This is a genomic window from Pleomorphomonas diazotrophica (assembly GCF_002844595.1).
In the GTDB taxonomy this organism is placed as follows: Bacteria; Pseudomonadota; Alphaproteobacteria; order Rhizobiales; family Pleomorphomonadaceae; genus Pleomorphomonas; species Pleomorphomonas diazotrophica.
On the sequence record NZ_PJNW01000005.1, the window covers coordinates 116,796 to 141,041 of the forward strand.

The following is a 24,246-nucleotide window of genomic DNA, read 5'->3' on the forward strand; positions in this document are numbered from 1 at the left end:
ACGTGACGACCTTTCCAAACTCGGTAACCACCTGTCACGCGCTCCGTGCGGGCGCGCGGCTTTCTATCAAGCGACTTTCTGAGGAAAGGATCTCATCATGGCTCTAGGTACCGTCAAGTGGTTCAACGCCACCAAGGGCTACGGCTTCATCGCTCCGGACGCCGGTGGCCCGGACGTTTTCGTTCACATCTCCGCTGTTGAGCGCTCGGGTCTCGGCTCGCTCAACGACGGCCAGAAGGTGAACTTCGAAGTCGTGCAGGACCGCCGCTCCGGCAAGTCCTCGGCTGACAACCTGTCGGCCGCCTGATCTCACGATCATCCGGCTCAATGACAAAGCCCCGCGGGAGTCACTTCCCGCGGGGTTTTCATTTGGCAAAACCGGCCGTCAGTGGGTGCCCGGCACCATCATCCGGCGCAAGGTGGCATCCTTCAGGACGAAGTGATGGTAGAGCGCTGCCGCCGCATGGATCAGGATCAGCAGAATGAAGATGGGCTTGCCGGCCTCGTGGACTTCGCCGAACGTGCGCATGTCGACATACTGAGCGAGAAGCCCGGTGATCGGGGTGACGATCAGCATCAGGTAGAAGAGGTAATGCAGCGCCTCGCCGGCCTTCACCTGCAGAGCCGGTCCCGGAACGGACGCCGGAACGCCAAGCCTGAAGCGCAGGCCGAGGCGAAAGAGCGTCAGCGCCAACACGGCAACTCCGACGCCGACGTGCAGATAATAGCCTGTCACGAGGGGAGCGACGTCCTGGCCGGAGCGCAAGACCTCGTTGTAATGCCCCATGTCTTCCCCGAAAATCAGCTGGAAGAACACGAGAAGCACGATCAGCCAGTGGAGCGAGAGCTGAAGAGCGGTGTAGCCAGTGGACTGCTTGGCCATGGCGGGCCTCCCACGACGATTAACGGCGGGGAGCTTACACCAAATCCAACGACCCCCAATCGACAAGATGATGGCCGACCACTGTAAAGTGTAACGATCTGTCTCGGCACGAAGCGCCGGTCACCGCCGCTTCATGGCGGCGGCCAGTGCGGCGGCCATGGCATTGTTGCCGGCCGGCGGCGGAGGAGGTCCGCGCCGGTCCGAACGACCGCCGCCCGGCCCCTTTGGAGCGCCGTCGTCGTCCTTGCGCATGGAAAGGGCGATGCGCTTGCGTTTCACATCCACCTCGACAACCCGAACCTTCACCACGTCGCCGGCCTTCACCACGTCGCGCGGATCCTTGACGAAGCGATCTGCCAGTTGGCTGACGTGAACGAGACCGTCCTGGTGGACGCCGATGTCGACGAAGGCACCGAAGGCGGCAACGTTGGTCACCGTTCCCTCGAGAACCATGCCGGGCTTGAGATCGCCGATGTCCTCGACCCCCTCGGCGAAACTCGCCGTGCGGAACTCGGGGCGCGGATCGCGGCCGGGCTTTTCCAGCTCGGCGAGGATGTCGCGCACCGTCGGCAGGCCGAAGCGCTCGTCGACGAACTTCTGCGGGTCGAGTGTCTTCAGCGCGGCGCTGTCGCCCATCAGCTGGCGAATGTCGCGACCACAGGCCGCGACGATGCGGCGGGCGACGCCATAGGCCTCTGGATGCACCGAGGAGGCGTCGAGCGGTTCTTCGCCGTCGCGGATGCGCAGGAAGCCGGCTGCCTGCTCGAAAGTCTTGGCGCCGAGCCGCGGCACCTCCATCAGGGCCCTGCGGCTGCGGAACGCGCCCGACGCGTCGCGGTGGGCGACGATCGCTTCGGCGAGCGACGGGCCGAGACCGGAGATGCGTGCAAGAAGGGGCGCCGAGGCGGTGTTGAGATCGACGCCGACGGCGTTCACTGCATCCTCGACGACGGCGTCGAGCGCCTTGGCGAGATGCCCCTGGTCGACGTCATGCTGATACTGCCCGACGCCGATGGACTTAGGCTCGATCTTGACCAGCTCCGCCAGCGGGTCCTGAAGACGACGGGCAATGGACACGGCGCCGCGCAGTGACACGTCGAGGCCAGGAAACTCGCGAGCAGCCAGCTCGGAGGCCGAGTAGACCGAGGCACCGGCTTCGCTGACCACCACCTTGGTGGGCTTCGGCGCCGGCAGATCCGATATCAGCGCCGCGGCGAGGCGGTCGGTCTCGCGGCTCGCGGTGCCATTGCCGATGGCGATCAGCTCCACCTTGTGCTTGCGGATGAGCGCCGACAGCGTGGCGAGCGCGCCCGCCACGTCGTTTCTCGGCTGGAAGGGGTAGACGGTCGCCGTGTCCAGAAGCTTGCCGGTGGCGTCGACCACCGCCACCTTGACGCCGGTGCGGATGCCGGGGTCGAGCCCCATGGTGGTGCGGGCACCGGCCGGCGCGGCGAGCAGCAGGTCCTTGAGATTGTCGGCGAAGACGCGGATCGCCTCGGCCTCTGCCTTTTCTCTGAGGGTACCCATCAGGTCGAGGGACAGGGAGAGCTGAAGCTTCACCCGCCAGGTCCAACGGCAGACGTCGAACAGGAAGCCCTCGGCCGGCAGTTTCGCGGGAACGTTGATCGAGAAGGCCTCGGCCACCATGCGCTCCACCGGCTTGACCGGCGCCGGGTCGTCGGCGTCGATCTCCAGTTCCAGGGCGAGCACCTCCTCGTTGCGGCCGCGAAGCATGGCGAGCGCCCGGTGGCTCGGCACCGCCGCCCAACGCTCGCGGTGATCGAAATAGTCGGCGAACTTCTCGCCCGCCGCTTCCTTGCCGGCAATCACCGCCGAACGCAGAACGGCGCGGTCGCGCAGATAGCCACGCAGGCGGCCGACCAACTCCGGTGTCTCCGCGAAGCGCTCGGCGAGGATGTCGCGGGCGCCGTCGAGCGCCGCCTTGATATCGGGCACTGCCTCCGTGACATAGGCAGCGGCGGCCGCCGCCGGTTCCAGTGTCCGGTTGGTGAAGAGAGCGTCGGCCAGCGGTTCGAGCCCCTTCTCCTTGGCAATCTCGCCCTTGGTGCGGCGCTTCGGCTTGAAGGGCGCGTAGAGATCCTCGATCTCGGCCTTGGTGACGGCAGAGGCAATCTTTCCCGCAAGATCGGGCGTCAGCTTGCCCTGGCTGTCGATGGCCGCGAGCACCGCGGCGCGGCGGGTCTCCAGTTCACGGCGATAGGCAAGACGTTCCTCCAGCTTGCGAAGCTGGGTATCGTCGAGCCCTCCGGTGACTTCCTTGCGATAGCGGGCGACGAAAGGCACCGTCGCGCCCTCGTCGAGAAGGCCGACCGCCGCCGCCGCCTGCGCCGGCCGGCAGCCGATCTCGCTGGCGATGGCCTCGACGATGCGGGCTTCGACGGCGGCAGAAAGGGTCATGTCACGGCTCCCATGAAAGAGGCCGCGACATTAGGCATCCCGTCCGAGCGGCGCAACGCCGCCGGCCGGCCTTGTCAACAAGCTGTCCGTTGCGACCGGGCGAAGACCTCAGCCGGAAACGACCTTGAGCGACGGCTTCTTGGTGGTTTCCTTCTTTACGGCCTCTTTCTTGGCGGCTGGCTTCTTGGCAGCCGGTGCGTTGGCTTCGGCCGGTTCTTTCTTGGCGGCAGCGGCGCGCGGCTTGCGGGCGGCCTTGGGCTTTGCCTCCGCTTCGGCGCGAACGATCGCCTCGGCTTCCAGCCAATGCTGATCGGCGCGCCCTTCAGGCTGCCCCTCAGCCAGCCAGAGCTCGCGCGCTTTTTCCCGGATCTTGGCTTCGATATCGGACATGTCGAAATCCTCTTTTGTTCGGAACCCGGCCAGCGGACACTGGAGTGCAGCGTCCCCTCAGGGGCGTTCGGGACAAGAAACTGGACCCTTCGACCCGACGGTCTCATGACGAAACCGCAGCGAGAGTAATGTAGCGCAGCACTCGCCATCTGAGAAGGCAACGGCCGGCCGAAAACCGCGCAGCGGCAAAGACTTTTGCCCCCGACCGCCGGGGAAAGAATGCTTATCGCAGCGAAGCGACGAATGGGCGCCGCGATTTCAGGCCCCGGCGAATCAGACAACCGACGCGGCAATGGCCGGGCGAAGAGCGTCTGCCGCCGCGACAAGTGCGCCGACGTCGGCGGTGAGAAGCCGACCGGCCTCGACGACACGCCGACCGCCGACGAAGACGTCGGTGACGTCACCCCGCCCGGCCGAGTAGACAAGATGGGTGACGGGATCGAACAGCGGCGCGGCGTGCGGCCGGCCGATATCGACGAGGATGAAGTCGGCCGCCTTGCCGGGCTCGATCGATCCCAATCGGTCGGCGGCATTCAGGGCACGCGCGCCGTTCCGCGTCGCCATCGCCAGCGCCTCGGCCGTGGTGACGGCGGCGGCGTTGCCGGTCGCCGCCTTGTGAAGCGTGGCGGCAAGGCGGATGGCGAGCCACATGTCGAGATCGTTGCCGGAAATGGCGCCGTCGGTGCCGAGCGTCACGTTCACGCCCGCCGCCAGCAGGGCCGGCACCGGCGCAAAGCCGGAAGCGAGCTTCAGGTTGGACATTGGGTTGTGGACGACATGCGTGCCGGAGGCAGCGAGCAGATCAATCTCCGCCGTGTCGAGATGGACGCAGTGGGCGAGCACCACGTCGGGACCCAGCAGATCCAGCTCGGCAAGATGGGTGATGACGCGACGGCCGTAGCGCTCAATGATCGTCGCCTGTTCGGCCGCCGTTTCCGCCGCGTGGGTGCACCAGAATCCGCCGCGCGAGCGGGACAGACGGGCGGCGTTCTGAAGATGCTGCGGCGACACCGTATAGGTGCCGTGGGGTAGGCAGCCGGCAAAGATCAGCGGTTCGTCCTCGACCGCGTCGAAGAAGGCCGTGGCGTCGGCAAGCCGCCGGTCGGCGAGATGACCGTCCATGCCTGGCGGGTCGAAGAAAATGCCGCCGGTGGCGACACGAATCCCCAGCGCTTTTGCCGCCCGCACCGTTTCCTCGGGAAACCAGAACATGTCCATGACGGTCGTGACGCCCGAGAGCAGGAGTTCCGCGAGACCGAGCTCGGCGCCGAGCCGGCAGGTGGTTGGACGGAGGATCGCTCGCTCCGCCTTCCACACCGTCTGCAACCACGGTTCGAGCGGCAGGTTCTCGACGAGGCCTCGAAACAGGCTGTCGCCGGCGTGGCAATGCATGTTGATCAGGCCGGGCATCAGGATGCGGCCTTTCGCCTCGATGAGCTCGGCGCCGACAATCGGAATGGCTGCCGCCGGCCCGACGGCGACGATGCGACCGTCACGGGCCGCAACGGCACCATTCTCGATGACGGTCATGGCATCGTCGCAGGTAACGACGTAAGGGGCGCGGATGACGAGATCGGAAGGGGACATGGTCACTCCTGAGTTTCCCATTGATCGCCGACGGGTCGTTCCTCGTAAAGGGAGGGTTGCCGATGCCTGACCGATGACCCAAACTCGCCCGCTGCAACAGGTAAGGCAAGCATGACCCATCCTTTTCATCTGGCCGGTGGAGGTCTCCGGGAGTTCGCGACCTCAGAACGCTGCTTCATCACCGAGCTTCTCAACCACCCGACGCGGCCGGAGGTCTCGCTGGCACGAGCCCGCGTCACACCCGGCGTGACAACCGAGTTGCACGCCCTTGACGTTGAAGAGACCTACGTGATCGAAGCAGGAAGCGGCGTGATGGAGGTGGGCGGCGAGCACTTTCGCGTCGGCCCTGGCGACAGCGTGCGCATTCCCGAGGGTACGCCCCAGCGCATCGAAAACGATGGCAGCGTCGATCTGGTCTTTCTGTGTCTCTGTCGGCCGCGCTTCCGTCCGGAGGGTTATGCCAGCCTCGAGGTCTCCACCACTCATCCACTCTAGTCGTACAGGCGGCAGAGTGACGCCTCGGCGTGTATAATATTGAGTGTGCCTGTCAGGAAAGCGAGTAACCTAGGTAGTATATCGAGGGGTGATCGGCGACAAGTTCTTTGAATGTCGACGGTTTTCCCAAATCATTTACGAAGGGGTAACGTGTCCTGCCCGACATAGGTTGACGTCGGGCGCGTTCCTTGCGCCGGCCCGCATCATAAAGGAACCGGCATGTCCGCTCCCTCGATCAATGCCTCAGACATGCGTCAGCGCCTCGGTTTTCACGCCATCGACGACAGTGTCTCCGCCACGCTCCGCGAACATCGCAGCTATATTTCCGGCATCCTTGCCGAAGGCATCGACGCCTTCTACCGGCATGTGTCCGACTTTCCCGAGACCAGACGCTTCTTCCGCTCACCCGACCACATGACCCATGCCAGGGCGGCGCAACTCAAGCATTGGGAACGGGTGCTGGAGGCTCGTTTCGACGAGGCCTATTTCCAGTCGGTGTCCAAGATCGGCGAGACGCACTATCGGATCGGCCTGTCCCCCACCTGGTACATCGGGGGCTACGACTTCCTGCTCAACACGCTGATCGCCCGCGTCAACAAGGATTATTCCGGCGGTCTGATGAAGGGTGGTCGGGAGCAGACGCGGCTCAAGCTGCTGCAGGCGCTCAGCAAGGCCGTGATGGTCGACATGGATTTCGCCATCTCGGTTTACATCGACGCCGAACGCGCGGCGCGCCACAACCTGATCGACCGCGTCACCGAGGAGTTCGAGTCGTCGGTCGGCGCCATCGCCGACAAGGTTCTGTCGTCGGCCAAGGACATGGCGACCCTGACGCGCGACCTCGACCAGGCGACCGACCGTGCCGCCGAGCGGGCCAGGAGCGTGGCGCGCGGCGCCGAAACGGCCTCGGCCAATGTCGCCACCGTCGCAGCAGCCACCGAGGAACTGACCGGTTCCGTCGCCGAGATCACCCGGCAGGTGGAGGAATCGAGCCGCGTCGCCGCCGAGGCTGCCGCCGACGCCGTCCGGACCTCGACGCAGATCAGGGACCTTTCCGAGGCCGCCAAGAAAATCGGCGACGTCGTGGACCTGATCGACAACATCGCGTCGCAGACCAACCTTCTCGCCCTCAACGCCACCATCGAGGCGGCACGGGCCGGTGAAGCGGGCAAGGGCTTCGCGGTCGTCGCCGCCGAGGTGAAGCAGCTCGCCGACCAGACCGCCAAGGCGACCTCGACCATCGCTGACCAGATCAACGGCATCCAGTCGTCGACCGAACAGTCGGTTGCGGCGATCAATGCCATTTCCGACGTCATCGGCCGGCTCAGCGAGATCTCAAAAGCCATCGCCGCTTCAGTTGAGGAACAGGGTACAGCGACGCTCGACATCTCGCGCAACCTCAACCAGGCGTCGACCAGCACAGCCGAGGTGACCGAACACATCGACGGCGTTTCGCAGGCCAATACGGCGGCCGTTACCGCCACCGAGCGGATGAAGAGCGGCACGGTCGAACTGGACGAAAGCTGCGCCCGTCTCAGGTCCGAGATCAGGGGCTTCCTTGCCAAGGTACGCGCTGCCTGACAGCGCTGCGGGACATCCAAGGGACGGCGGCGAACGCTTTGCGCCGCCGCCGCCCTTGCTTTTTCGGCAAAACGGTCCCATCCGTCAGGCAATACGCCTCCATCGAGATGGACCGAACCCATGCCCGCCTATCGTTCCCGCACCTCCACCCACGGCCGCAACATGGCCGGCGCCCGTGGCCTGTGGCGCGCCACCGGCGTCAAGGAAAGCGATTTCGGCAAGCCGATCATCGCCGTCGTCAACTCCTTCACCCAGTTCGTGCCAGGTCACGTGCACCTCAAGGACCTGGGACAGCTCGTCGCCCGCGAAATCGAGAAGGCGGGCGGCCTCGCCAAGGAGTTCAACACCATCGCCGTCGATGACGGTATCGCCATGGGCCACGACGGCATGCTCTATTCGCTGCCCTCGCGTGATCTCATCGCCGATAGCGTCGAGTACATGGTCAACGCCCATTGCGCCGACGCCATGGTGTGCATTTCCAACTGCGACAAGATCACGCCCGGCATGCTGCTGGCGGCACTACGCCTCAACATTCCCGCCGTCTTCGTGTCCGGCGGCCCGATGGAGGCCGGCAAGGTGCTGCTGTCGACGGGCGTCACCAAGTCCGTCGACCTGATCGACGCGATGGTCGCCGCCGCCGACGACAAGGTGTCGGACGCCGACGTGCGCTCCTACGAGCGGTCGGCCTGCCCGACCTGCGGCTCCTGCTCGGGCATGTTCACCGCCAACTCGATGAACTGCCTCACCGAGGCGCTTGGCCTCAGCCTGCCGGGCAACGGCTCGATGCTGGCGACGCACGCCGACCGCAAGGCGCTGTTCCTCAAGGCCGGCCAACTGATCGTCGATCTCTGCAAGCGCTATTACGAAGGCAACGACGAAAGCGTGCTGCCGCGTTCGATCGCCTCCTTCGCGGCCTTCGAGAACGCCATGACTCTCGACATCTCGATGGGCGGATCGACCAATACGGTGCTGCACCTCCTGGCAGCCGCCCAGGAAGCCGGCGTCGATTTCACCATGGCCGACATCGACCGCTTGAGCCGCCGCGTGCCCTGCCTGTCCAAGGTGGCGCCGGCCGTGGCCGACATCCACATGGAAGACGTGCACCGGGCCGGCGGCATCTTCGGCCTGCTTGGTGAACTCGACCGTGCCGGTCTTCTCAACACCGACGTTCCCACCGTGCATACGCCGACGTTGAAGGCGGCAATCCAGGAGTGGGATGTCGTTCAGTCCAACTCGATCGCCGTGCGCACCTTCTTCGCAGCGGCGCCGGGTGGCGTGCCGTCGCTGGAAGCATTCAGCCAGGATCGGCGCTGGGACGAACTCGACGTCGACCGCAAGAAGGGCGTGATCCGCTCGGTTGACAACGCCTATTCGAAGGATGGTGGCCTCGCCGTACTGTTCGGCAACATCGCCTTGGACGGCTGCATCGTGAAGACGGCCGGCGTCGACGAGTCGATCCTGGTCTTCGAGGGCGAGGTGAAGATCTTTGAAAGCCAGGAAGCGGCGGTCAAGGGTATTCTCAGCGGCGACGTCCAAGCCGGCGACGTGGTGGTTATCCGCTACGAAGGCCCCAAGGGCGGCCCCGGCATGCAGGAAATGCTCTATCCGACGAGCTATCTGAAGTCGAAGGGCCTCGGCAAGGCCTGCGCTCTGTTGACCGACGGCCGCTTCTCCGGCGGCACCTCGGGTCTCTCCATCGGCCACGTGTCGCCGGAAGCGGCCGAGGGCGGCGCCATCGGTCTCGTCGAGGCGGGTGACCGCATCCGCATCGATATTCCGAAACGCACCATCGACCTGCTGGTCTCGGATGAGGCACTCGCCGCCCGGCGCGCCGCCATGGAGGCCAAAGGCAAGGCGGCTTGGAAGCCGGCTGCGCCCCGCCCGCGCAAGGTGTCGGCGGCGTTGCGTGCCTATGCTGCCATGGCCACCTCGGCGGCCAAGGGCGCCGTGCGCGACGTCAGCCAGATCGAGCACTAGGCCAGCGTCTCGATCCGAGGTTCCAAACCACAGAAGGGCGGTCTTCCGCCCTTTTTGGTATCGGCTGCAGGCAAGCCCAACCGAAGCGATGCGCTCGTTGGATCGTTGCTGGAACAGGTCGGCACGTCAGGCGTTATAGACCGCGTGTGCCGTTCAGACTTCGCAGCCGCGAGCATCTCGTGCACATTGACTTGTTTCGATTCATTCAAAGCGCTTTTATTATTTTGTCTTCCAAAATATGAATGAAATAACAACCGATTGCTCAATCTGCCGCCACGCCCGGCCGACTCTTGACAAGCGCCATTAAAAGCGCTTTGAATGCAGGTGACGCAAGACGTTCGTTTCGTCTCGACGCCCTTGAGGAAGGGTTGACGGATCGGAGCTTGCCACGGATCCGGCGGAGTACAAGTCAGCCGCATCGAACCGTTCACCCGGGAGGAACTCCATGACCATCCGCGCTACCGTCTTCGGCGAGAATGTTCACGAACAGACCAGTCAGGTCGTGCGTGACCTCTATCCCAATGGCATGCACAGCACCATCGCCGACGCTCTCAATGTCGATCCGTCCATTGAGGCGAGCTGGGTGACGTTACAGATGCCCGAGCACGGCCTGTCCGCTGAAAAGCTCGCCGCGACTGACGTGCTTCTCTGGTGGGGACACGCCGCCCATGGCGAGGTGAAGGACGAGGTCGTCGAGCGCGTCGCCAAGCGTGTCTGGGAAGGCATGGGGCTGCTGGTCCTGCACTCCGGCCATTTCTCGAAGATCTTCAAGCGACTGATGGGCACCCCCTGCGCCCTCAAGTGGCGCGAGGCGGGCGAGCGGGAACGCCTTTGGGTGATCAATCGCAACCATCCGATCGCCGCCGGCCTGCCCGAGAAGATCGAGCTCGACATGGAAGAGATGTACGGCGAACCCTTCTCGGTACCGGAACCCGATGAAACCGTATTCATCTCCTGGTTCCAGGGGGGCGAGGTCTTCCGCTCGGGCCTCTGCTACAAGCGCGGCGCCGGCAAGATCTTCTACTTCCGCCCCGGTCATGAGGCCTACCCGACCTATCACGACGAGAATGTGCTGACGGTGCTGCGCAATGCCGTCAAATGGGCCTACAACCCGGGCCCGGCCTGGACGGCCGTCACTGATGCGCCCAACGTGCCAGTCGACAAGGCGCTGGAGCCGATCGAGGCGCGCGGCCTGACCATCCACGCCAAGGGCGCTCCCGGCCTTCGCTGAACACCTCCCCGAACGGCCGGCGGCTCTTCCGCCGGCCGCTGTTCTTTCGCCCTCTTCCCATCGGACCCTCAACATGCGTCTCATCATCGTTGGCACCGGCAGCATGGCCCGCCATCACGCCAAGCATTTCGCCAAGATCCGCGGTGTAAAAATCGTCGGCTGCGTCGACATCTTCCCCGAAAATGCCGCTGTTTTCGCGAAGGAATTCAACATTCCCCGCATCTTCGCCACGGTGGAAGACGCCATCGTCTGGGGCAAGTTCGACTCGGCGGCCAACGTTACCACCGACCTCGCCCACTATCCCACGACCATGGCGCTGCTCACCGCCGGCAAGCACGTGCTGTGCGAGAAGCCGCTCGCCACCAACTACGCCCATGCGCTGGAAATGACCGAGACCGCCGAGAAGGAAGGTCTCGTGGGCATGGTGAACCTCAGCTACCGCAACGTTCCTGAGATTCACAAGATGCACGAAATGGTCACGTCGGGCGTCATCGGCGACGTCAAGCACGTGGAGGCGAGCTATCTGCAAAGCTGGCTCACCGGCACCCATTGGGGCGACTGGCGGACCGAGAGCCGCTGGCTGTGGCGCCTGTCCGAAAATCACGGCTCGAAGGGCGTCATCGGCGACGTCGGCATCCACATTCTCGACTTTGCGTCCTTCGGCGCCGGTACCGACGTGACGCGTCTGTTCGGCCGCCTCAAGACGTTCCACAAGGCGCCCGACGACAAGATCGGCGAGTACACGCTCGATGCCAACGACAGCTTCGCCGGCACGATGGAGTTCGAGAATGGCGCCATCGGCGTCATCCACGCCTCGCGTTTTGCCACCGGCTATGCCAACACGTTGCGAGTCCGCGTATTCGGCGACAAGGGCGCCCTTGAGATCCAGAATGGTTCCGACGGTACTTGGCTGCGCGTCTGCAAGGGCGCCAAGGACATCAACAGCCAGACCTGGCGCCCAGTGACCGCCAAGCCGGTGCCGATGAACTACAAGCGCTTCGTCGACGCGGTGAAAGCCCGCCAGACCCTGGAGCCCAGTTTCCGGCGGGCTGCCAACCTGCAACGCATCCTCGACGCCTCCTTCGAATCGGAGCGGCTCAGGTCCGAGCTGGCTGTTGCCGACTGAACCTGTCCGCATCTGTCGTTCAAAGCCGCCGGGTCGTTTCTCGGCGGCTTTTGTTTGGACAGTCCCGAAACGGCCGGCATGAAATTAGCCGGCTTACTATATGCCGGCAATCGACTGAATAAGCTCCTCTCGCACACTACGGCCATCGTCCTGGCAACAAAAAGCCGGCGCCCCCGAGGCCGCCGGCTTTGCTGTTCCGTTCGTTTCCGACGCCTTACTCGGCGGCGGCCCGTGCCGGCTGCTCGTTCTGACCGACCTGAATGGCGGTGAGCGCGATGGTGTAGACGATGTCATCGACCAGAGCTCCGCGCGACAGGTCGTTCACCGGCTTCCGGAGGCCCTGCAGCATGGGACCAACCGAGACGACGTTGGCCGAGCGCTGCACCGCCTTGTAGGTGGTGTTGCCGGTGTTGAGGTCGGGGAAGACGAAGACGTTGGCATGGCCGGCCACCGGCGAGCCCGGCGCCTTCTGCTTGCCGACGCTCTCGACCGAGGCGGCGTCATATTGGATCGGACCATCGACCAGAAGATCGGGTCGACGCTCCATGACCTTCAGCGTGGCCTCGCGCACCTTGTCCACGTCCGTACCCGAGCCGGACGTGCCGGTCGAGTAGGAGATCATGGCAACGCGCGGATCGATGCCGAAGGAACGGGCACTGTCGGCCGACTGGCAGGCGATCTCGGCCAGCTCATCCGCCGACGGGTCGGGATTGATGGCGCAGTCGCCGTAGACCAGCACCTGGTCGGGCATCAGCATGAAGAAGACGCTGGAGACGATCGAGTTGCCGGGCGCCGTCTTGATGAGTTGCAAGGCCGGACGGACCGTGGATGCGGTGGTGTGAACGGCACCAGAGACGAGGCCGTCGACATGGCCCAGGGCCAGCATCATGGTGGCGAGCACCACGTTGTCCTCGAGCTGCGCCTCGGCTTGCGGCGGAGTCAGGCCCTTCGCCTTGCGGAGCTCGACCATCGGGGCGACGTAACTGCCTCGCACCTTCACCGGGTCGAGGATTTCCAGCTCCGGCGGCAGTTCGATGCCATGCATGGTGGCGACGTCCTGGATCGCCTTTGGGTCGCCGACCAGCACACAGCGGGCAATGCGCTTCTGCGTGCAAATGACGGCGGCCTTGATGGTGCGCGGCTCGTCACCCTCCGGCAGCACGATGCGGCGGTTGGCGGCGCGCGCCTCCTGGATCATGCGATGGCGGAACATCGGCGGCGTCATCAGGCCGCCGTTGGAACGCGCCGTCGCCGGAGCCAGCGGGGCAAGGTTGATGTGGTCGGCGACGTGCTCGAGCAGCTTTTCCATGCGCTCGGCATCCTCATGACGGACGCGGCGGTCCATCGAGTTGAGGCGCACGGCGACGTCATAGGTCTGGAGCTCGGTGGTCAGCACCGGCAGGTCGCCGAAACGCGGCGACAGGAACTCGGAGATGGACGGCGCCATCGGCTCGTCGCAGGTCAGCAGCAGTCCGGCGATCGGCATGCCCGAGGAGCGGGCCAGCGTCGTGGTGATGATGATGTCGGAGCGGTCGCCAGGGGTGACCACCAGCGTTCCGGGCTTCAGCGCCTTCACCACCTTGTCGGGGCTGCGGGCGCCGATGACGATCTCGCCGACGCGCGCCTTCTTGATGTCGCCGGGCCGAAGAATACCGAAGCCGAGGTCGGAGGCCACGTCGATGAGGCGAGGCGCGTTGAGGGCCGGCTCGTCGGAGGTGACGGCGAGCACCGGCACGCCGATCTTGGCCGCTTCGAGCGCCTTGGCGAACTCTTCCGCCTTGGCGTCGCCACCGCGGGCGCGGCCGACGATCAGGCCGGCGAAGGGGCGCCCCTCGGCAAGGAAGCGATGCTGGGCGTCGGCAAGATCGCCGACGATGGACTTCACCGTGGCGTCGAGACCGGGCACCACCGGGATGATCTCGGCCGACAGCGAGCGGCCCATGGCGATGTCGAGATCGATGGTCAGAGGATGGGTGGTCGAGGGCAGAAGGCCCTCGACGATGACCATGGAGCGATTGCCGCGCGCCTCTTCGACCAGTTCGACGATCTCCTCAAGGAGCGTGAACAGGTTGCCGGTACGGATCATTTCCTCGGCGCGTTCGGCCGGGATCGGATCGGGGGTGTTGAGACCAAGCAGCGTGCGGGCGAAATGCACCGAGCGGTCGAGCCCGTCGGGGTAGGCCTCGGGATCGGCCACCGGCTTGGCGAAACCGACGTCGTAGCCTTCGCGCTGGAAGGCGCGGACGAGGCCGAGCGCCACCGAGGAAATGCCCTGCTGGCTGGACGTCGGCGCCAGGAAGAACGTGCGGTAAGAGGGTTTCGGAGTCATGGCCTTCGTCCCTTTCGCATCAAGCTTTGGCAGGCAGGAGACCGGCGAGGCGGGCCGTATCCTCGGCGATCACGCGCTCTTCATCGGTCGGCACGACAATGGCCACCGGCTTCCTCGACCGCGAGACGATGCCGCTCTTGCCGCCGAAGATGGTGGCATTGGCTTCCTCGTCAAGGTCGAGACCGAGGGCGGAGAGACGCTTCAGCGTCTTGGCCCGGATATAGGCGGAGTTCTCGCCGATACCGCCGGTGAAGGCGACGGCGTCGAGACGCGGCAGGGCGGCAGTCAGCGCTCCAATGTAGCGGCAGAGGCGGAAGACGAACACGTCCAGCGTCTCCTCGGCCTGATGGTTGCCAGCCTGGGCCGCCTCGGTCAGCGTGCGGCAGTCGTTGGAGAGTTCCGACAGGCCGAGGAGGCCGCTCTCGCGGTTGGCCATCTTCTCGAGGCCATCGACATCGAGGCCGGTCTTCTTGGCGATATAGGCGAGCGCACCGTAGTCGACGTCACCGGTGCGGGTGCCCATGACGAGACCCTCCAGCGGGGTGAGGCCCATCGAGGTATCGACGCACTTGCCGTTGAGAACGGCAGTGGCCGACGAGCCGTTGCCGAGATGGCAGACGACGACGCCGCTGTCGTTCGGGTCGAGGCCGAGCAGGCGGATCGTCTCACCGGAAACATAGCGGTGCGAGGTACCGTGGGCGCCGTAGCGACGGACGCCGAGATCGCGATAATACTTGCGCGGCAGGGCGTAGAGGTAGGCCTCCGGCTTCATCGTCTGGTGGAAGGCGGTGTCGAACACCGCCACCTGCTTCAGCGCGGGGAAGGCATGGACGGCGGCACGCATGCCGATCGCGTGCGCCGGGTTGTGCAGCGGAGCAAAGGGGCAGGTGCCGATTTCCTCGATCATGGCGTCGTCAGTGACGATGCAGCTTTCCGTGAAGCGCTCGCCGCCGTTGACGACGCGATGGCCGACAGCCGCCACGCGCTCGAACCAGCCGCGTTCCTTGAGGAAAGCCATCAGCGCGTCCACGGCGCCCTGGTGATTGGTGGGCGTCAACGGGTTCTTGTTCTTGGTGCCGTCGACATCGATGCGGATCGAGGCATCGCTCTGGCCGAGGCGCTCGGCGAGACCCGAGGCCAGCGGCTGGCGTTCGCCGACCGGGTAGATGGCGAACTTCAGCGACGACGAGCCGCTGTTGATGACCAGGATCAGGGGGGAGGATGTCGGCATCGGCGATACTCTATCGACTCTCGTTGGATTGACCGAGGATACGGCGAGCGGCGGCGCCCCCGTCATACCTAATCTCGTGGATTTGCGGCGAATATCCGAGATCGGGTGGATTTGGTATGCGGCCCACCCCGTACCGAAATCGCGACCGCCAACGTCGAGGGAACGCTGCCGATCCTAAGGCGATCCGATTTATATTTTCTTTTCATGACTTTAACAAAAACTGTCGTCCGCGTTTCCGGAATGGCTCAGGCAAGAGCATTGCGCAAGACGCAGACGAGCCGCCCGGCAACGGCATAAGTGCGCGCCGCCGAACAGCTTTTTGTCGCGAGAGATTGTCAGTTCGCGCTCAGGCCCGACCGAAACGATCCTTCAGGTAGCGATAGAGCGCACGGATCGCCTGTGCCTCGCCCCCCTCCGGCTGGCCGGGCCGCGCCGCGGGCACCCAGGCGAATATGTCGGCGTGCATCCAGGTCTTCGCCCTCTCGACAAAGCGGCCAAGGAACAGGGCGGCGGTGATCGAGCCGGCGAACCCGCCCGGCGCCACGTTGTTGAGGTCGGCGATCTTCGATTTCAGCCCTTCCTCATAGGGCGCCCACAGGGGCAGGCGCCACAGCGGGTCGCCGGCGGCAAGGCTGGCCGCCGACAGGTCGGCCGCGAAGGCATCGTCGCGGGTGTAGAAGGGAGGAATGTCCGGCCCCAGAGCGACACGGGCGGCGCCGGTGAGCGTGGCAAGATCGACGAGGAGATCGGGAGCCTCGTCGTCGGCGAAAGCCAGGGCGTCTGCAAGGATCAGGCGTCCCTCGGCATCGGTGTCGCCGATCTGCACGGTGAGCCCCTTGCGCGACGGGAAAACATCGCCCGGCCGATAGCTGGTGCCGGACACGGCATTCTCGACGATCGGCAGCACGACACGCAGGCGCAGGTCGAGGCCGGCCTCCATGATCAGTCGCGCCAGACCGAGCACATTGGCCGCGCCGCCCATGTCCTTCTTCATCAGCAGCATGTAGCTGCCACCCTTGATGTCGAGACCGCCGGTGTCGAAGACGACGCCCTTGCCGACTAGCGACACCTTGGGTGCGTCGGCGCGCCCCCAGGTGAAGGTGATGAGCCGCGCCGGGCGGCTGGAGCCGCGCCCCACCGCTTCGACCAACGGGAACTCGCGGGCAAGCAGATCGTCGCCGAGATACTCCTCGAACACCGCGCCATGAGCCGCCGCCAGTTCACGGGCGGCAGTGGCCAGCTCGGCCGGGCCGAGGTCGTTGGCCGGCGTATTGACGAGGTCGCGCACCATGTAGACGGCGGCGGCAATCCGGTCGGCTTCCGTTCCTTCCTCACCTTCCGGCAGGACGAGACGCGGCACGCCGGTCTTGGGCTTCAGATAGCGCTCGAAACGGTAAGACCCGAGCGCGAAGGCCAACGCCGCTTCGCTGGCATCGCCCGGCCAGCCTTCGAGACGATAGGTGCCGGCCGGCAGCGCGGTCGCCAGCTTGCCGGCGAGCAGTGGCGGCCGGCTGCCGCTCTCGCGGCCGAGACCGAACAGAACGGACGCCACACCGCCCTCGCCGTTCGGCAGCAACAGGACGGTCCCCTCGTCGGCCGAGAAGGCATTGGTCTTCGCCCAGGCGGCGGCACCGAGCTCGGAAAGCTTCGCCTCAAGCCCTTCGGCGGTGACGGCATAGACGGGAATGGCGGCTTCATCGGCGGCGGCAAAGGCGGACAGCAAGGCGGCAAACTCCGGTTGGCATTTCCCCGAATGTAAAGAGACGAGCGAGCGGCGGCAAGGCAAACGGGCCGGTTGAAACGTGCCGGATTAACCGGGTGTTAGGGTTAACAGATTACCAAAGATGTGACCCGAGGCGGCCGCGCCGCCCCTCATCACGGTGAGATCGATGTTGCTTTCCGTTCGACGTTCCGCGCTTCTCGCCCTGTTGCTTGCACTCGCTACCGCCGGCTGCGCCAATAACAGGCCGGTGCTCACCACCCGCGGCGACGTCTCGGTAACCGGGTCGGTGGACCGGATGACCGACGCCCAGCTTGCCGGGGCGGCCACCGCCTGGGGCCAGCGCTACGACGCCGATCCCAAGAACCGCACCAACATCCTCAACTACGCCGCCGCCCTTCGCCTCGGCGGTCGCACCGACCAAGCCGTCGCCGTACTCGAAAAGGGCATGGTCGCGTCCCAGAACGATCCGGAAATGAGCGCCGCCTACGGCAAGGCCCTCGCTGCCAACGGCAACTTCGACCAGGCGCTCAGGGTCATCCGCCAGACCCAGCGGCCCGACCGGCCTGACTGGAAGCTCTATTCGGCCGAAGGCGCCATTCTCGATCAGCAGGGCAACCCCGCCGAGGCCCGCGCCGCCTACCAGAAGGCGCTGCAGATCGCGCCGAGCGAGGCCTCGGTCTACAACAATCTTGCGCTGTCCTACCTTCTCACCGGCGACGTCGCCAATGCCGAGAAAACGCTGCGGCAGGCCGTGGCCTTGCCGGGCACAACTAGCCGCATTCGCCAGAATCTGGCGCTGGTGCTGGGGTTGCAGGGCAAGTTCAAGGAAGCCGACGCCATCGCCCGGCAGGAACTCGACCCGGCACAGGCGGAAACCAACGTCGCCTATCTCAAGTCGATGCTGAGCCAGACCAACACCTGGAAGGAAGCCCGCAAGCAGGGGTGATGGAGATGGTGCCGCCCAGGATCCTCAATCTCGCCGAGGTCGCCTTCGACCCGGCGGACGATCTCGACCGGACGGCGCCGGATGGGTACGACGCACGATTTGCCGCCATCGGAGAGCGGCTCGGTGCCCGGATGCTCGGCTACTTATTGGTAGAGACCATGCCGGGATGCCGTGCAGCGCCGCTGCACAACCACCGCTGCAACGAGGAAATGTTCCTGATCCTCGAAGGAGAAGGCACCATCCGCGTCGGCTCGGAGCGGTATCCCGTTCGCGCCGGCGACGTCATCGCCTGCCCGCCCGGCGGCCCGGAAACCGCCCACCAGATCGAGAACACCTCAGACAGGCCGCTCCGCTACCTTGCCGTATCGACCATGGTGGAACCGGATGTCATCGACTATCCCGATTCCGGCAAGTTCCTGGTGAAGGGCCGGCTGCCGACCGGCGACGGCACGCGCAACGAACGCTTCCGCTTCATCGGCCGGCAAGAAACCAGTTTGAACTACTGGGACGGCGAGGAATAGACGGCTGGGCCCGACTCTCCGACAGCCTATTCCCCGCGCGGCGGCGCATAGGCGGCCGTGTCAACCATCTCGGGGCGGCCCGGCAGGTCGAGACGGGCCACCCTCGGCGCCGTCTCGGCGATTACCTTGCCATTGCGGATCACGGCGAGGCGCGTCGGCTTCAGGCGGATCGCCTCCACCGTGTCGCGGGCCTGCAGGATCACGAGGTTGGCGGCCTTGCCAACGTCGAGACCATAGCCCTCAAGGCCGATGGCCTTGGCCGCCCTGTCGGTGACGCAGTGGAAGGCGGTATCGATCGCGTCGAGCGCCGTCATCTGGCCGACGTGCACGGCCATCGAAGCGACTTCCAGCATGTCGCCCGAACCCATGGAGTACCAGGGATCCATGACGCAGTCGTGGCCGAAGGCGACGTTGACGCCAGCCTTCAGGAGTTCGGGCACCCGCGTCATGCCGCGCCGCTTGGGATAGGTGTCGTGGCGGCCCTGCAGGGTGATGTTGATCAAAGGATTGGCGACGGCATGCACGCCGGCCTCGCGCATCAGCGGGATCAGCTTGGAAACGTAATAGTTGTCCATGGAATGCATGGACGTGAGGTGGCTGCCCACCACCCTGCCCTGCAATCCCACGCGGATCGTCTCGGCGGCCAGCGTCTCGATGTGGCGGGAGAGCGGATCGTCGCTTTCGTCGCAGTGGAGATCGACCATCAGTCCGCGCTCGGCGGCGATTTCGCAGAGGCGGCGCACCGACGCCGTTCCGTCGGCCATGGTGCGCTCGAAATGCGGGATGCCGCCGACGACATCGACGCCCATGTCGAGTGCCCTGAGGAGATTGCGCTCGGCCGTCGGCGAACGATAAAAACCGTCCTGCGGAAAGGCGACGAGTTGCAGATCGATATAGGGGGCGACGCGCTTCTTCACCTCAAGGAGCGCCTCGACCGCCAGCAGTCGATCGTCGCAGACGTCGACATGGCTGCGGATTGCAAGCAGACCCTGGCTGACGGCGAGGTCGCAATAGCGAAGCGCCCGCTCCACCACCGCCTCCTGGGTCAGCAGCGGCTTCAGCTCGCCCCAGAGCGCGATGCCTTCCAACAGCGTGCCCGAGCGGTTCATGCGCGGCAGGCCGAGCGACAATGTCGCGTCCATGTGAAAATGCGGGTCGACGAAGGGCGGCGTCACCAGCCGTCCCGTCGCATTGATGGTCGTGCGAGCCGGCTTGCCGATGGCCGGTCGGATGTCCACGATGCGACCATCGCCGACGGCGATGTCGACGCCGGTACGGCCGTCGGCGAGGTTGGCATTCTCAATGAGCAGGTCGAGCATGGGCGAACCTCGGTTTGGCGAGCGGAACGAGGGGTTCAGGCGGTCGGGGCCGCGTCGGTATGATCCTTGAGATAGGTCCACAGCCGCTCGACGCGGGCGCGCACCTTGTCCATGTTGCGGTAGATGCGGATGCGCATGTCGATCACCGCCTCCGGGTCGACGACCACCAGCTTGCCCGCCTCGATCTCGGCGCGGATGGTGTTGGCCGGAAGCCAGGCCATGCCGCGACCGGTGATCGCCATCGTCTTGATCGCCTCGGCCATCGGGTTCTCGTAGATCTTGGCGAGGTTGAGCGCCTCGCCGCGTTCGGCGAGCAGCACCGAGACCAGTCGGCCGAGGAAGGTCTCAGGCGCGTAGGCGAGATAGGGAACCGGCTTGTCGGTTCCGCCGGGCAGCGGGAACAGCGGGGCGCCGGTATCGTCAGGCGCCGAGACCGGCATCACCCTGTCGCCTCCGAGATCGAGCGAGGGAAAGCGTTCGGGATCCAACAGTACCGGCACGCGCGGATGTTCGTAGGTGAGCAGGAAGTCGCAGTCGCCTTCGGCAAACATGCGGATACTGTCGTGGAAGTTTTCGGTGATCAGCCGGGCGTTGATCGGCCCGAAGCCGGCCTCGACGTCCTTCAGCCACCAGGGGAAGAAGGAAATCGACAGCGAGTGCAGCGTCGAGAAGGTAAGGATGCCCTGCCCCTGCGCCCGGCCCGAGCGCAGCTCGGCGCGTTCGAGCAGGATGAGACGCAAAACCTCCTCGGCGGTTTCGCGGAAGCGGCGGCCCTCCGCCGTCAGAGTGGTCGGATAAGTGGACCGATCGACCAGGGGCACGCCGAGCCATTGCTCAAGCTGCTGAATGCGACGGCTGAAGGCGGACTGGGTAACGCGGCGCTCCACCGCAGAGCGCGAAAAGCTGCGCGTATTGGCGAGGCTCACGAAATCCTCGAGCCACTTGATTTCCACGAACTGGTACTCCCATGCGAGGCTCTTCGCCTCCGGCGCTCAACGGCGCGCCCGGAAAAAGGTCACGCCCGTTATGTACGCAGACGGAAGGCAAAGTCGAGCCCCGCGCGAAGGCAATCACCCGAAAGCCCGCCGCTATCGTTTGGGCATTATCGTCAGGCTTGCTTGGCAAGGAAGGTCTCGATCGCCTCGACGGCGAGGGCGTGGTCCTCGTGCTGCGGCAATCCCGACACCGTGACGGTGCCGACGAGGCCGGTGCCGACCACCTTGATCGGGAAGGCGCCGCCATGGGCGGCGTACTCCAGCGGATCGACCAGCATCGCCTCGTGGAAGGGGACGTCCTTCAAGGCCGCTCGGCGCCCCATGTAGTAGGAAGAATGGCCGAAGCGCATGACGACGGCATTCTTGCGTACGATCCACTGGTCGTTATCGGCGCTGGTGCCGGCAAGCGCGGCGTGGAAGAGCTGCTGGCCGGCGCGCGTCACATCGACGGTGATCGGCAAGTTGCGGGCGCGGCCGAGTTCCATCAGAAGAAGGCCGAGCGCGATCGCCATGTCGTTGTCGAAGGCGGGAAACTGCAGGCGCTCCTCTTGCGCCAGGAGGTCGTCGAGAAGTTCCTGCGAAATGAAGGTCATGGTCGCGTCCCCGCGAATTTTCCGGTGATGAGGCCGACCAGCGGCGGCAGATGCCTATAATAGACGGCTGCGAGCGCCGCGACATAGGAAAGGCCGCCAGCCAGTGTCGCACCCACAAGACCAAGGGCGGTATGCGGCCAGTCGACCGCCTGGACGACCAGCGCCATGACGAGGGCGGCCAGCGCGATGCGGGCGGTGTCGGCGCCGGGGAAGCGGAAGCCACAGAGCCGGACCGCAATGGCGGCCGAAAGCGCCAGGGTCAGGCAGGAAGCGACCAGCGCGCCGCCGACCACGCCGACGAGATAGTTGGAGGAAAAGCCAATGACGGCGAGACCGGCGGTGGCAACGATCTCGAACAGGCCGACGACGACGAGCAGGCCATAGCGGCGATCGAGTGTCAGCATCTGGCCGGTGACGTGGGCATGATAGGCACGCACCATGCCGCCGAATGCGGCGAGGCCGATGATGGAGCGGGTCACGTCGCGATAGGTCTCGGCGACGGCCAGATCGACGAGAATGTCGGTGACGAGCCAGAGGCCCACCACAGACGGAAGCAGCACGGCTGTGAGCAGGGCGGCGTTGGTCTTGAGCTGATCGAGGGCCGCGTCGCGGTCGCCTGCGTTGATCAATCGCGCCGCGATCGGGAAGGCGGCCACGGCCACCAGCATGGATGCGACGGAGGCCAGGCGGCGGCCAAGCCCCCAGCCGACCGCCATCAGTCCGAAGGCGGCGGAACCGCCGACATGATCGACCACATAACGAATGCCGTTCTCGCCGAACCAGCCGATGCCGTTGACCACCAGCATCGGCCCGCCGTTCAGAACAGCGTCCTTGAAGATGGCGAGATCGAGACGCGCCGTCCGAAGACTAGCACCGATCATCGGAAGCGCGACGGCACTGCCGAGCGCCTGCATTGCCGCATAGGCAATCAGCAGCTCACCGGCAGAAGCGCCGAAGAGTTCGGTTGCCACGATGCCGGCAACGAGACCACCCACCGGCCCCGAGGTCAGAAGCAGCGTATAGGCGAGGATCTTGTCCTGCGCCCGCGCCCGTTCGCCGAAATGGTTGTTGAGGCCGCGTGTGACGTAATAGGCGGCAATGATCAGGAAGATGACCAGCGGGTCGCCTCGTCCATCGAAGAAATGCATGGAGAAGGCGGCCGCGGCGAGTTCCGGCAGCGTCATCAGGACCAGCAGCGTCGTCTCCGTTTCAAGGTAACGGCGACGGCCAGCGGTGTCCTCGGGCGGCGGCAGGAAGCGCAATGTGTAGAAGGAGAACCACGAGCGGCTCACCATGTAGGCGAGTTCCTGGGTCGATGTGACAAGCACGAAGGTGGACATCTCGGCCGGCGACAACCACCAGGTCCAGATCATCACCGACAGGAACTGGGCGACCGGCGACAGGAACTGTGCCGGCAGGTAGAGGATGGTCTGACGGATCAGCATGGCGACGACCTTTCCGGGGGCTGCGGGCGACAGGCAAAGGCCGTGATGATGAGCGTCGTCAGGAGAGCAAGCTCAAGCGACTTGGTGGAGAAGGAAGATACCGCCGTCGAAATCAGGAAGTAGATACCGAGCGGCAGGAGAACGGGGGCGCCGAAGCGTCGGACCAGTTCGGCGAAAAAGGCGGCGAGCCCCATCAGGAAGAACAACGTGACGAAGCCGCCGTAATAGGCGACGAAGCCGATGTAGGCGCTTTCGATGGCGACCGGCGTGCCGATCCTCGGCAACATCGCCTTGACGGCGAGAACATCCGGCCCGAAGACCACTTCGGGCCAGGACATGTCGCGGAAGATCGACAGCATGGCGACGCGTGCCATGGCGCTGCCGTCGTCGTTGATGAAGCGGCCGATGAGGCGGTCAACCAAGCCGCCGTCGACGACGAGTATGGATCCGATGACCAGAAGCGTGGCCGCGAGAATGGCTGCGGCGGCCACCGGGAGAGGGAAACGACGCCCAAGCAGCAGGCGGGCGCCCGTGACGGCGGCTATGGCGAACAGGGCGGCGGCCGACAGAACGATGGCCGTACGGCCGCCGAAAAAGAACAGCGCGCCGAAGTGGAACACCACCAGAGCCAAGCGTGGACCCGTCCGGAACGGCCCGGCGCCCAAGGCCAGCGACACGAGGCAAAGCGCTGTGGTCATGGCGTTCATCAGGGGATGGCCGAGCAGCGCCGTCGCCCGCCACTCCCAGGACAGCAGCTCTCCATTGACGTAAAGCGGCGTCAATCGGAAGCCGCTGAGCCCCTCCGCGTAGCCCAAGAGACTGTTGAGCGCCAGAATGCCCTGCACGAGCAGCGCAACCAAGCGCAGCTCGCCCGGGTTGAGGCGAAGGAGCCCGGCGAACAGACAGGCGGTCAACACGAAGTTGTCGGTCACCTGGGAGATCGGCGTCTTCTGCACGAAAATCACCTGGAAGGCGAGAAGGCCGATGGCGAGGAAAAGGACCATCAGGCCGGGACTGTCACGCCAGCTGCGGCCAAGGAAGGCGCCAAGTCCGCCGTCGACCACGACCCAGGCCATCAACGCCAGTACTGACAGATAGCTTGCCGGGTGGATCTTGAAGAGCGGGCTGCCGCCGGTCGCGTCGTAGGGAATGCCCAGGAGATTGAGCATCTGGCCGGACAGCAGGAAGAGAGCGAGCACGGACAGGACCGTCAGGCCGACGGCGAACGGCCGAACGTCGATCGCGAAGCCGGTACTGTCGACGCGATAAGAAACGGGTAGCTGAAACGCCCGCGAGGCCATGCCCAGATCGATCCCCAGACCAAAAACCTGTCCAAACCTGACAGGAATGGTCATGACTGCGCAGTTAACCCGCAGTCCTCGCGGAAAGGACCATTGCCTCTATTTCGACCAACAGCGTTCACGTTTCCTTAAGCGCGCCGTCTTATGGTTAACAA

At 65.2% G+C, this 24,246-nt stretch carries 20 protein-coding genes; 8 read left to right on the forward strand and 12 right to left on the reverse strand.

Annotated features, from left to right (window positions below; translation table 11 throughout):
* The first annotated feature begins 97 nt into the window (after positions 1 to 97).
* Positions 98 to 307 carry a cold-shock protein gene (locus CXZ10_RS08755; RefSeq protein ID WP_026781928.1) on the forward strand — a complete coding sequence of 70 codons (210 nt, stop codon included), beginning with the start codon at positions 98 to 100 and terminating at the stop codon, positions 305 to 307.
* A gap of 78 nt (positions 308 to 385) precedes the next feature.
* Here the strand turns inward: CXZ10_RS08755 and CXZ10_RS08760 are convergent, their stop codons facing one another.
* From CXZ10_RS08760 to CXZ10_RS08775, 4 genes are all read right to left on the reverse strand, one after another.
* Complete coding sequence (locus tag CXZ10_RS08760; protein ID WP_101288769.1) at positions 386 to 883, reverse strand: cytochrome b; 498 nt, start codon at positions 881 to 883, stop codon at positions 386 to 388.
* A 120-nt stretch (positions 884 to 1,003) separates the two neighbouring features.
* Positions 1,004 to 3,301 (reverse strand): Tex family protein, encoded by a 2,298-nt coding sequence (locus tag CXZ10_RS08765; protein ID WP_101288770.1) that lies wholly within the window; start codon positions 3,299 to 3,301, stop codon positions 1,004 to 1,006.
* Between the two features lie 108 nt (positions 3,302 to 3,409).
* Positions 3,410 to 3,691 carry a DUF2934 domain-containing protein gene (locus CXZ10_RS08770; protein ID WP_101288771.1) on the reverse strand — a complete coding sequence of 94 codons (282 nt, stop codon included), beginning with the start codon at positions 3,689 to 3,691 and terminating at the stop codon, positions 3,410 to 3,412.
* 273 nt (positions 3,692 to 3,964) lie between these two features.
* The gene (locus tag CXZ10_RS08775) at positions 3,965 to 5,278 is read right to left on the reverse strand and encodes an amidohydrolase (protein WP_101288772.1); all 1,314 of its coding nucleotides are present in this window, start codon (positions 5,276 to 5,278) and stop codon (positions 3,965 to 3,967) included.
* A 111-nt stretch (positions 5,279 to 5,389) separates the two neighbouring features.
* Here CXZ10_RS08775 and CXZ10_RS08780 point away from each other — a divergent pair, with 111 nt between their 5' ends.
* The 5 genes from CXZ10_RS08780 (at position 5,390) to CXZ10_RS08800 (ending at position 11,688) form a co-directional block, all read left to right on the forward strand.
* The gene (locus CXZ10_RS08780; protein WP_101288773.1) at positions 5,390 to 5,773 is read left to right on the forward strand and encodes a cupin domain-containing protein; all 384 of its coding nucleotides are present in this window, start codon (positions 5,390 to 5,392) and stop codon (positions 5,771 to 5,773) included.
* A 219-nt stretch (positions 5,774 to 5,992) separates the two neighbouring features.
* Positions 5,993 to 7,354 (forward strand): globin-coupled sensor protein, encoded by a 1,362-nt coding sequence (locus CXZ10_RS08785; protein WP_101288774.1) that lies wholly within the window; start codon positions 5,993 to 5,995, stop codon positions 7,352 to 7,354.
* A gap of 120 nt (positions 7,355 to 7,474) precedes the next feature.
* Positions 7,475 to 9,331 carry a dihydroxy-acid dehydratase gene (gene ilvD, locus CXZ10_RS08790; RefSeq protein WP_101288775.1) on the forward strand — a complete coding sequence of 619 codons (1,857 nt, stop codon included), beginning with the start codon at positions 7,475 to 7,477 and terminating at the stop codon, positions 9,329 to 9,331.
* Positions 9,332 to 9,776: 445 nt separating this feature from the next.
* A complete protein-coding gene (locus CXZ10_RS08795) occupies positions 9,777 to 10,562 on the forward strand; it encodes a ThuA domain-containing protein (RefSeq protein ID WP_101288776.1) in 786 nt (261 codons plus the stop codon).
* Between the two features lie 73 nt (positions 10,563 to 10,635).
* Positions 10,636 to 11,688 carry a Gfo/Idh/MocA family protein gene (locus CXZ10_RS08800; protein WP_101288777.1) on the forward strand — a complete coding sequence of 351 codons (1,053 nt, stop codon included), beginning with the start codon at positions 10,636 to 10,638 and terminating at the stop codon, positions 11,686 to 11,688.
* A gap of 214 nt (positions 11,689 to 11,902) precedes the next feature.
* On the opposite strand, the gene pta is transcribed toward CXZ10_RS08800, so the two are convergent.
* The 3 genes from pta to CXZ10_RS08815 form a co-directional block, all read right to left on the reverse strand.
* Positions 11,903 to 14,017, reverse strand: coding sequence for a phosphate acetyltransferase (gene pta, locus CXZ10_RS08805; protein WP_101288778.1), 2,115 nt, complete (start codon positions 14,015 to 14,017; stop codon positions 11,903 to 11,905).
* Between the two features lie 19 nt (positions 14,018 to 14,036).
* Complete coding sequence (locus tag CXZ10_RS08810; protein ID WP_101288779.1) at positions 14,037 to 15,248, reverse strand: acetate/propionate family kinase; 1,212 nt, start codon at positions 15,246 to 15,248, stop codon at positions 14,037 to 14,039.
* A 346-nt stretch (positions 15,249 to 15,594) separates the two neighbouring features.
* Positions 15,595 to 16,971, reverse strand: a complete 1,377-nt coding sequence (locus CXZ10_RS08815; RefSeq protein WP_101288780.1) for a leucyl aminopeptidase family protein — start codon at positions 16,969 to 16,971, stop codon at positions 15,595 to 15,597.
* A gap of 166 nt (positions 16,972 to 17,137) precedes the next feature.
* Here CXZ10_RS08815 and CXZ10_RS08820 point away from each other — a divergent pair, with 166 nt between their 5' ends.
* Together CXZ10_RS08820 and CXZ10_RS08825 are read left to right on the forward strand one after the other, a co-directional pair.
* A complete protein-coding gene (locus tag CXZ10_RS08820) occupies positions 17,138 to 17,917 on the forward strand; it encodes a tetratricopeptide repeat protein (protein WP_101288781.1) in 780 nt (259 codons plus the stop codon).
* Between the two features lie 5 nt (positions 17,918 to 17,922).
* Positions 17,923 to 18,438, forward strand: coding sequence for a cupin domain-containing protein (locus CXZ10_RS08825; protein ID WP_101288990.1), 516 nt, complete (start codon positions 17,923 to 17,925; stop codon positions 18,436 to 18,438).
* A gap of 26 nt (positions 18,439 to 18,464) precedes the next feature.
* On the opposite strand, the gene CXZ10_RS08830 is transcribed toward CXZ10_RS08825, so the two are convergent.
* From CXZ10_RS08830 to CXZ10_RS08850, 5 genes are all read right to left on the reverse strand, one after another.
* Positions 18,465 to 19,757 carry an amidohydrolase family protein gene (locus CXZ10_RS08830; protein WP_101288782.1) on the reverse strand — a complete coding sequence of 431 codons (1,293 nt, stop codon included), beginning with the start codon at positions 19,755 to 19,757 and terminating at the stop codon, positions 18,465 to 18,467.
* Between the two features lie 35 nt (positions 19,758 to 19,792).
* On the reverse strand, positions 19,793 to 20,710 hold the full coding sequence (locus CXZ10_RS08835) for a LysR family transcriptional regulator (protein WP_101288783.1): 918 nt from the start codon (positions 20,708 to 20,710) through the stop codon (positions 19,793 to 19,795).
* Between the two features lie 155 nt (positions 20,711 to 20,865).
* Positions 20,866 to 21,345, reverse strand: a complete 480-nt coding sequence (locus CXZ10_RS08840; RefSeq protein WP_101288784.1) for a heme-degrading domain-containing protein — start codon at positions 21,343 to 21,345, stop codon at positions 20,866 to 20,868.
* Positions 21,342 to 22,790 (reverse strand): lipopolysaccharide biosynthesis protein, encoded by a 1,449-nt coding sequence (locus CXZ10_RS08845; protein WP_101288785.1) that lies wholly within the window; start codon positions 22,788 to 22,790, stop codon positions 21,342 to 21,344. Before CXZ10_RS08845 ends, CXZ10_RS08840 begins: the two co-directional genes overlap by 4 nt.
* Positions 22,784 to 24,091: a VpsF family polysaccharide biosynthesis protein gene (locus CXZ10_RS08850; RefSeq protein ID WP_143741505.1), complete on the reverse strand. Its 1,308-nt coding sequence runs from the start codon at positions 24,089 to 24,091 to the stop codon at positions 22,784 to 22,786. The genes CXZ10_RS08845 and CXZ10_RS08850 overlap by 7 nt, the downstream gene beginning before the upstream one ends.
* Between the last annotated feature and the right edge of the window lie 155 nt (positions 24,092 to 24,246).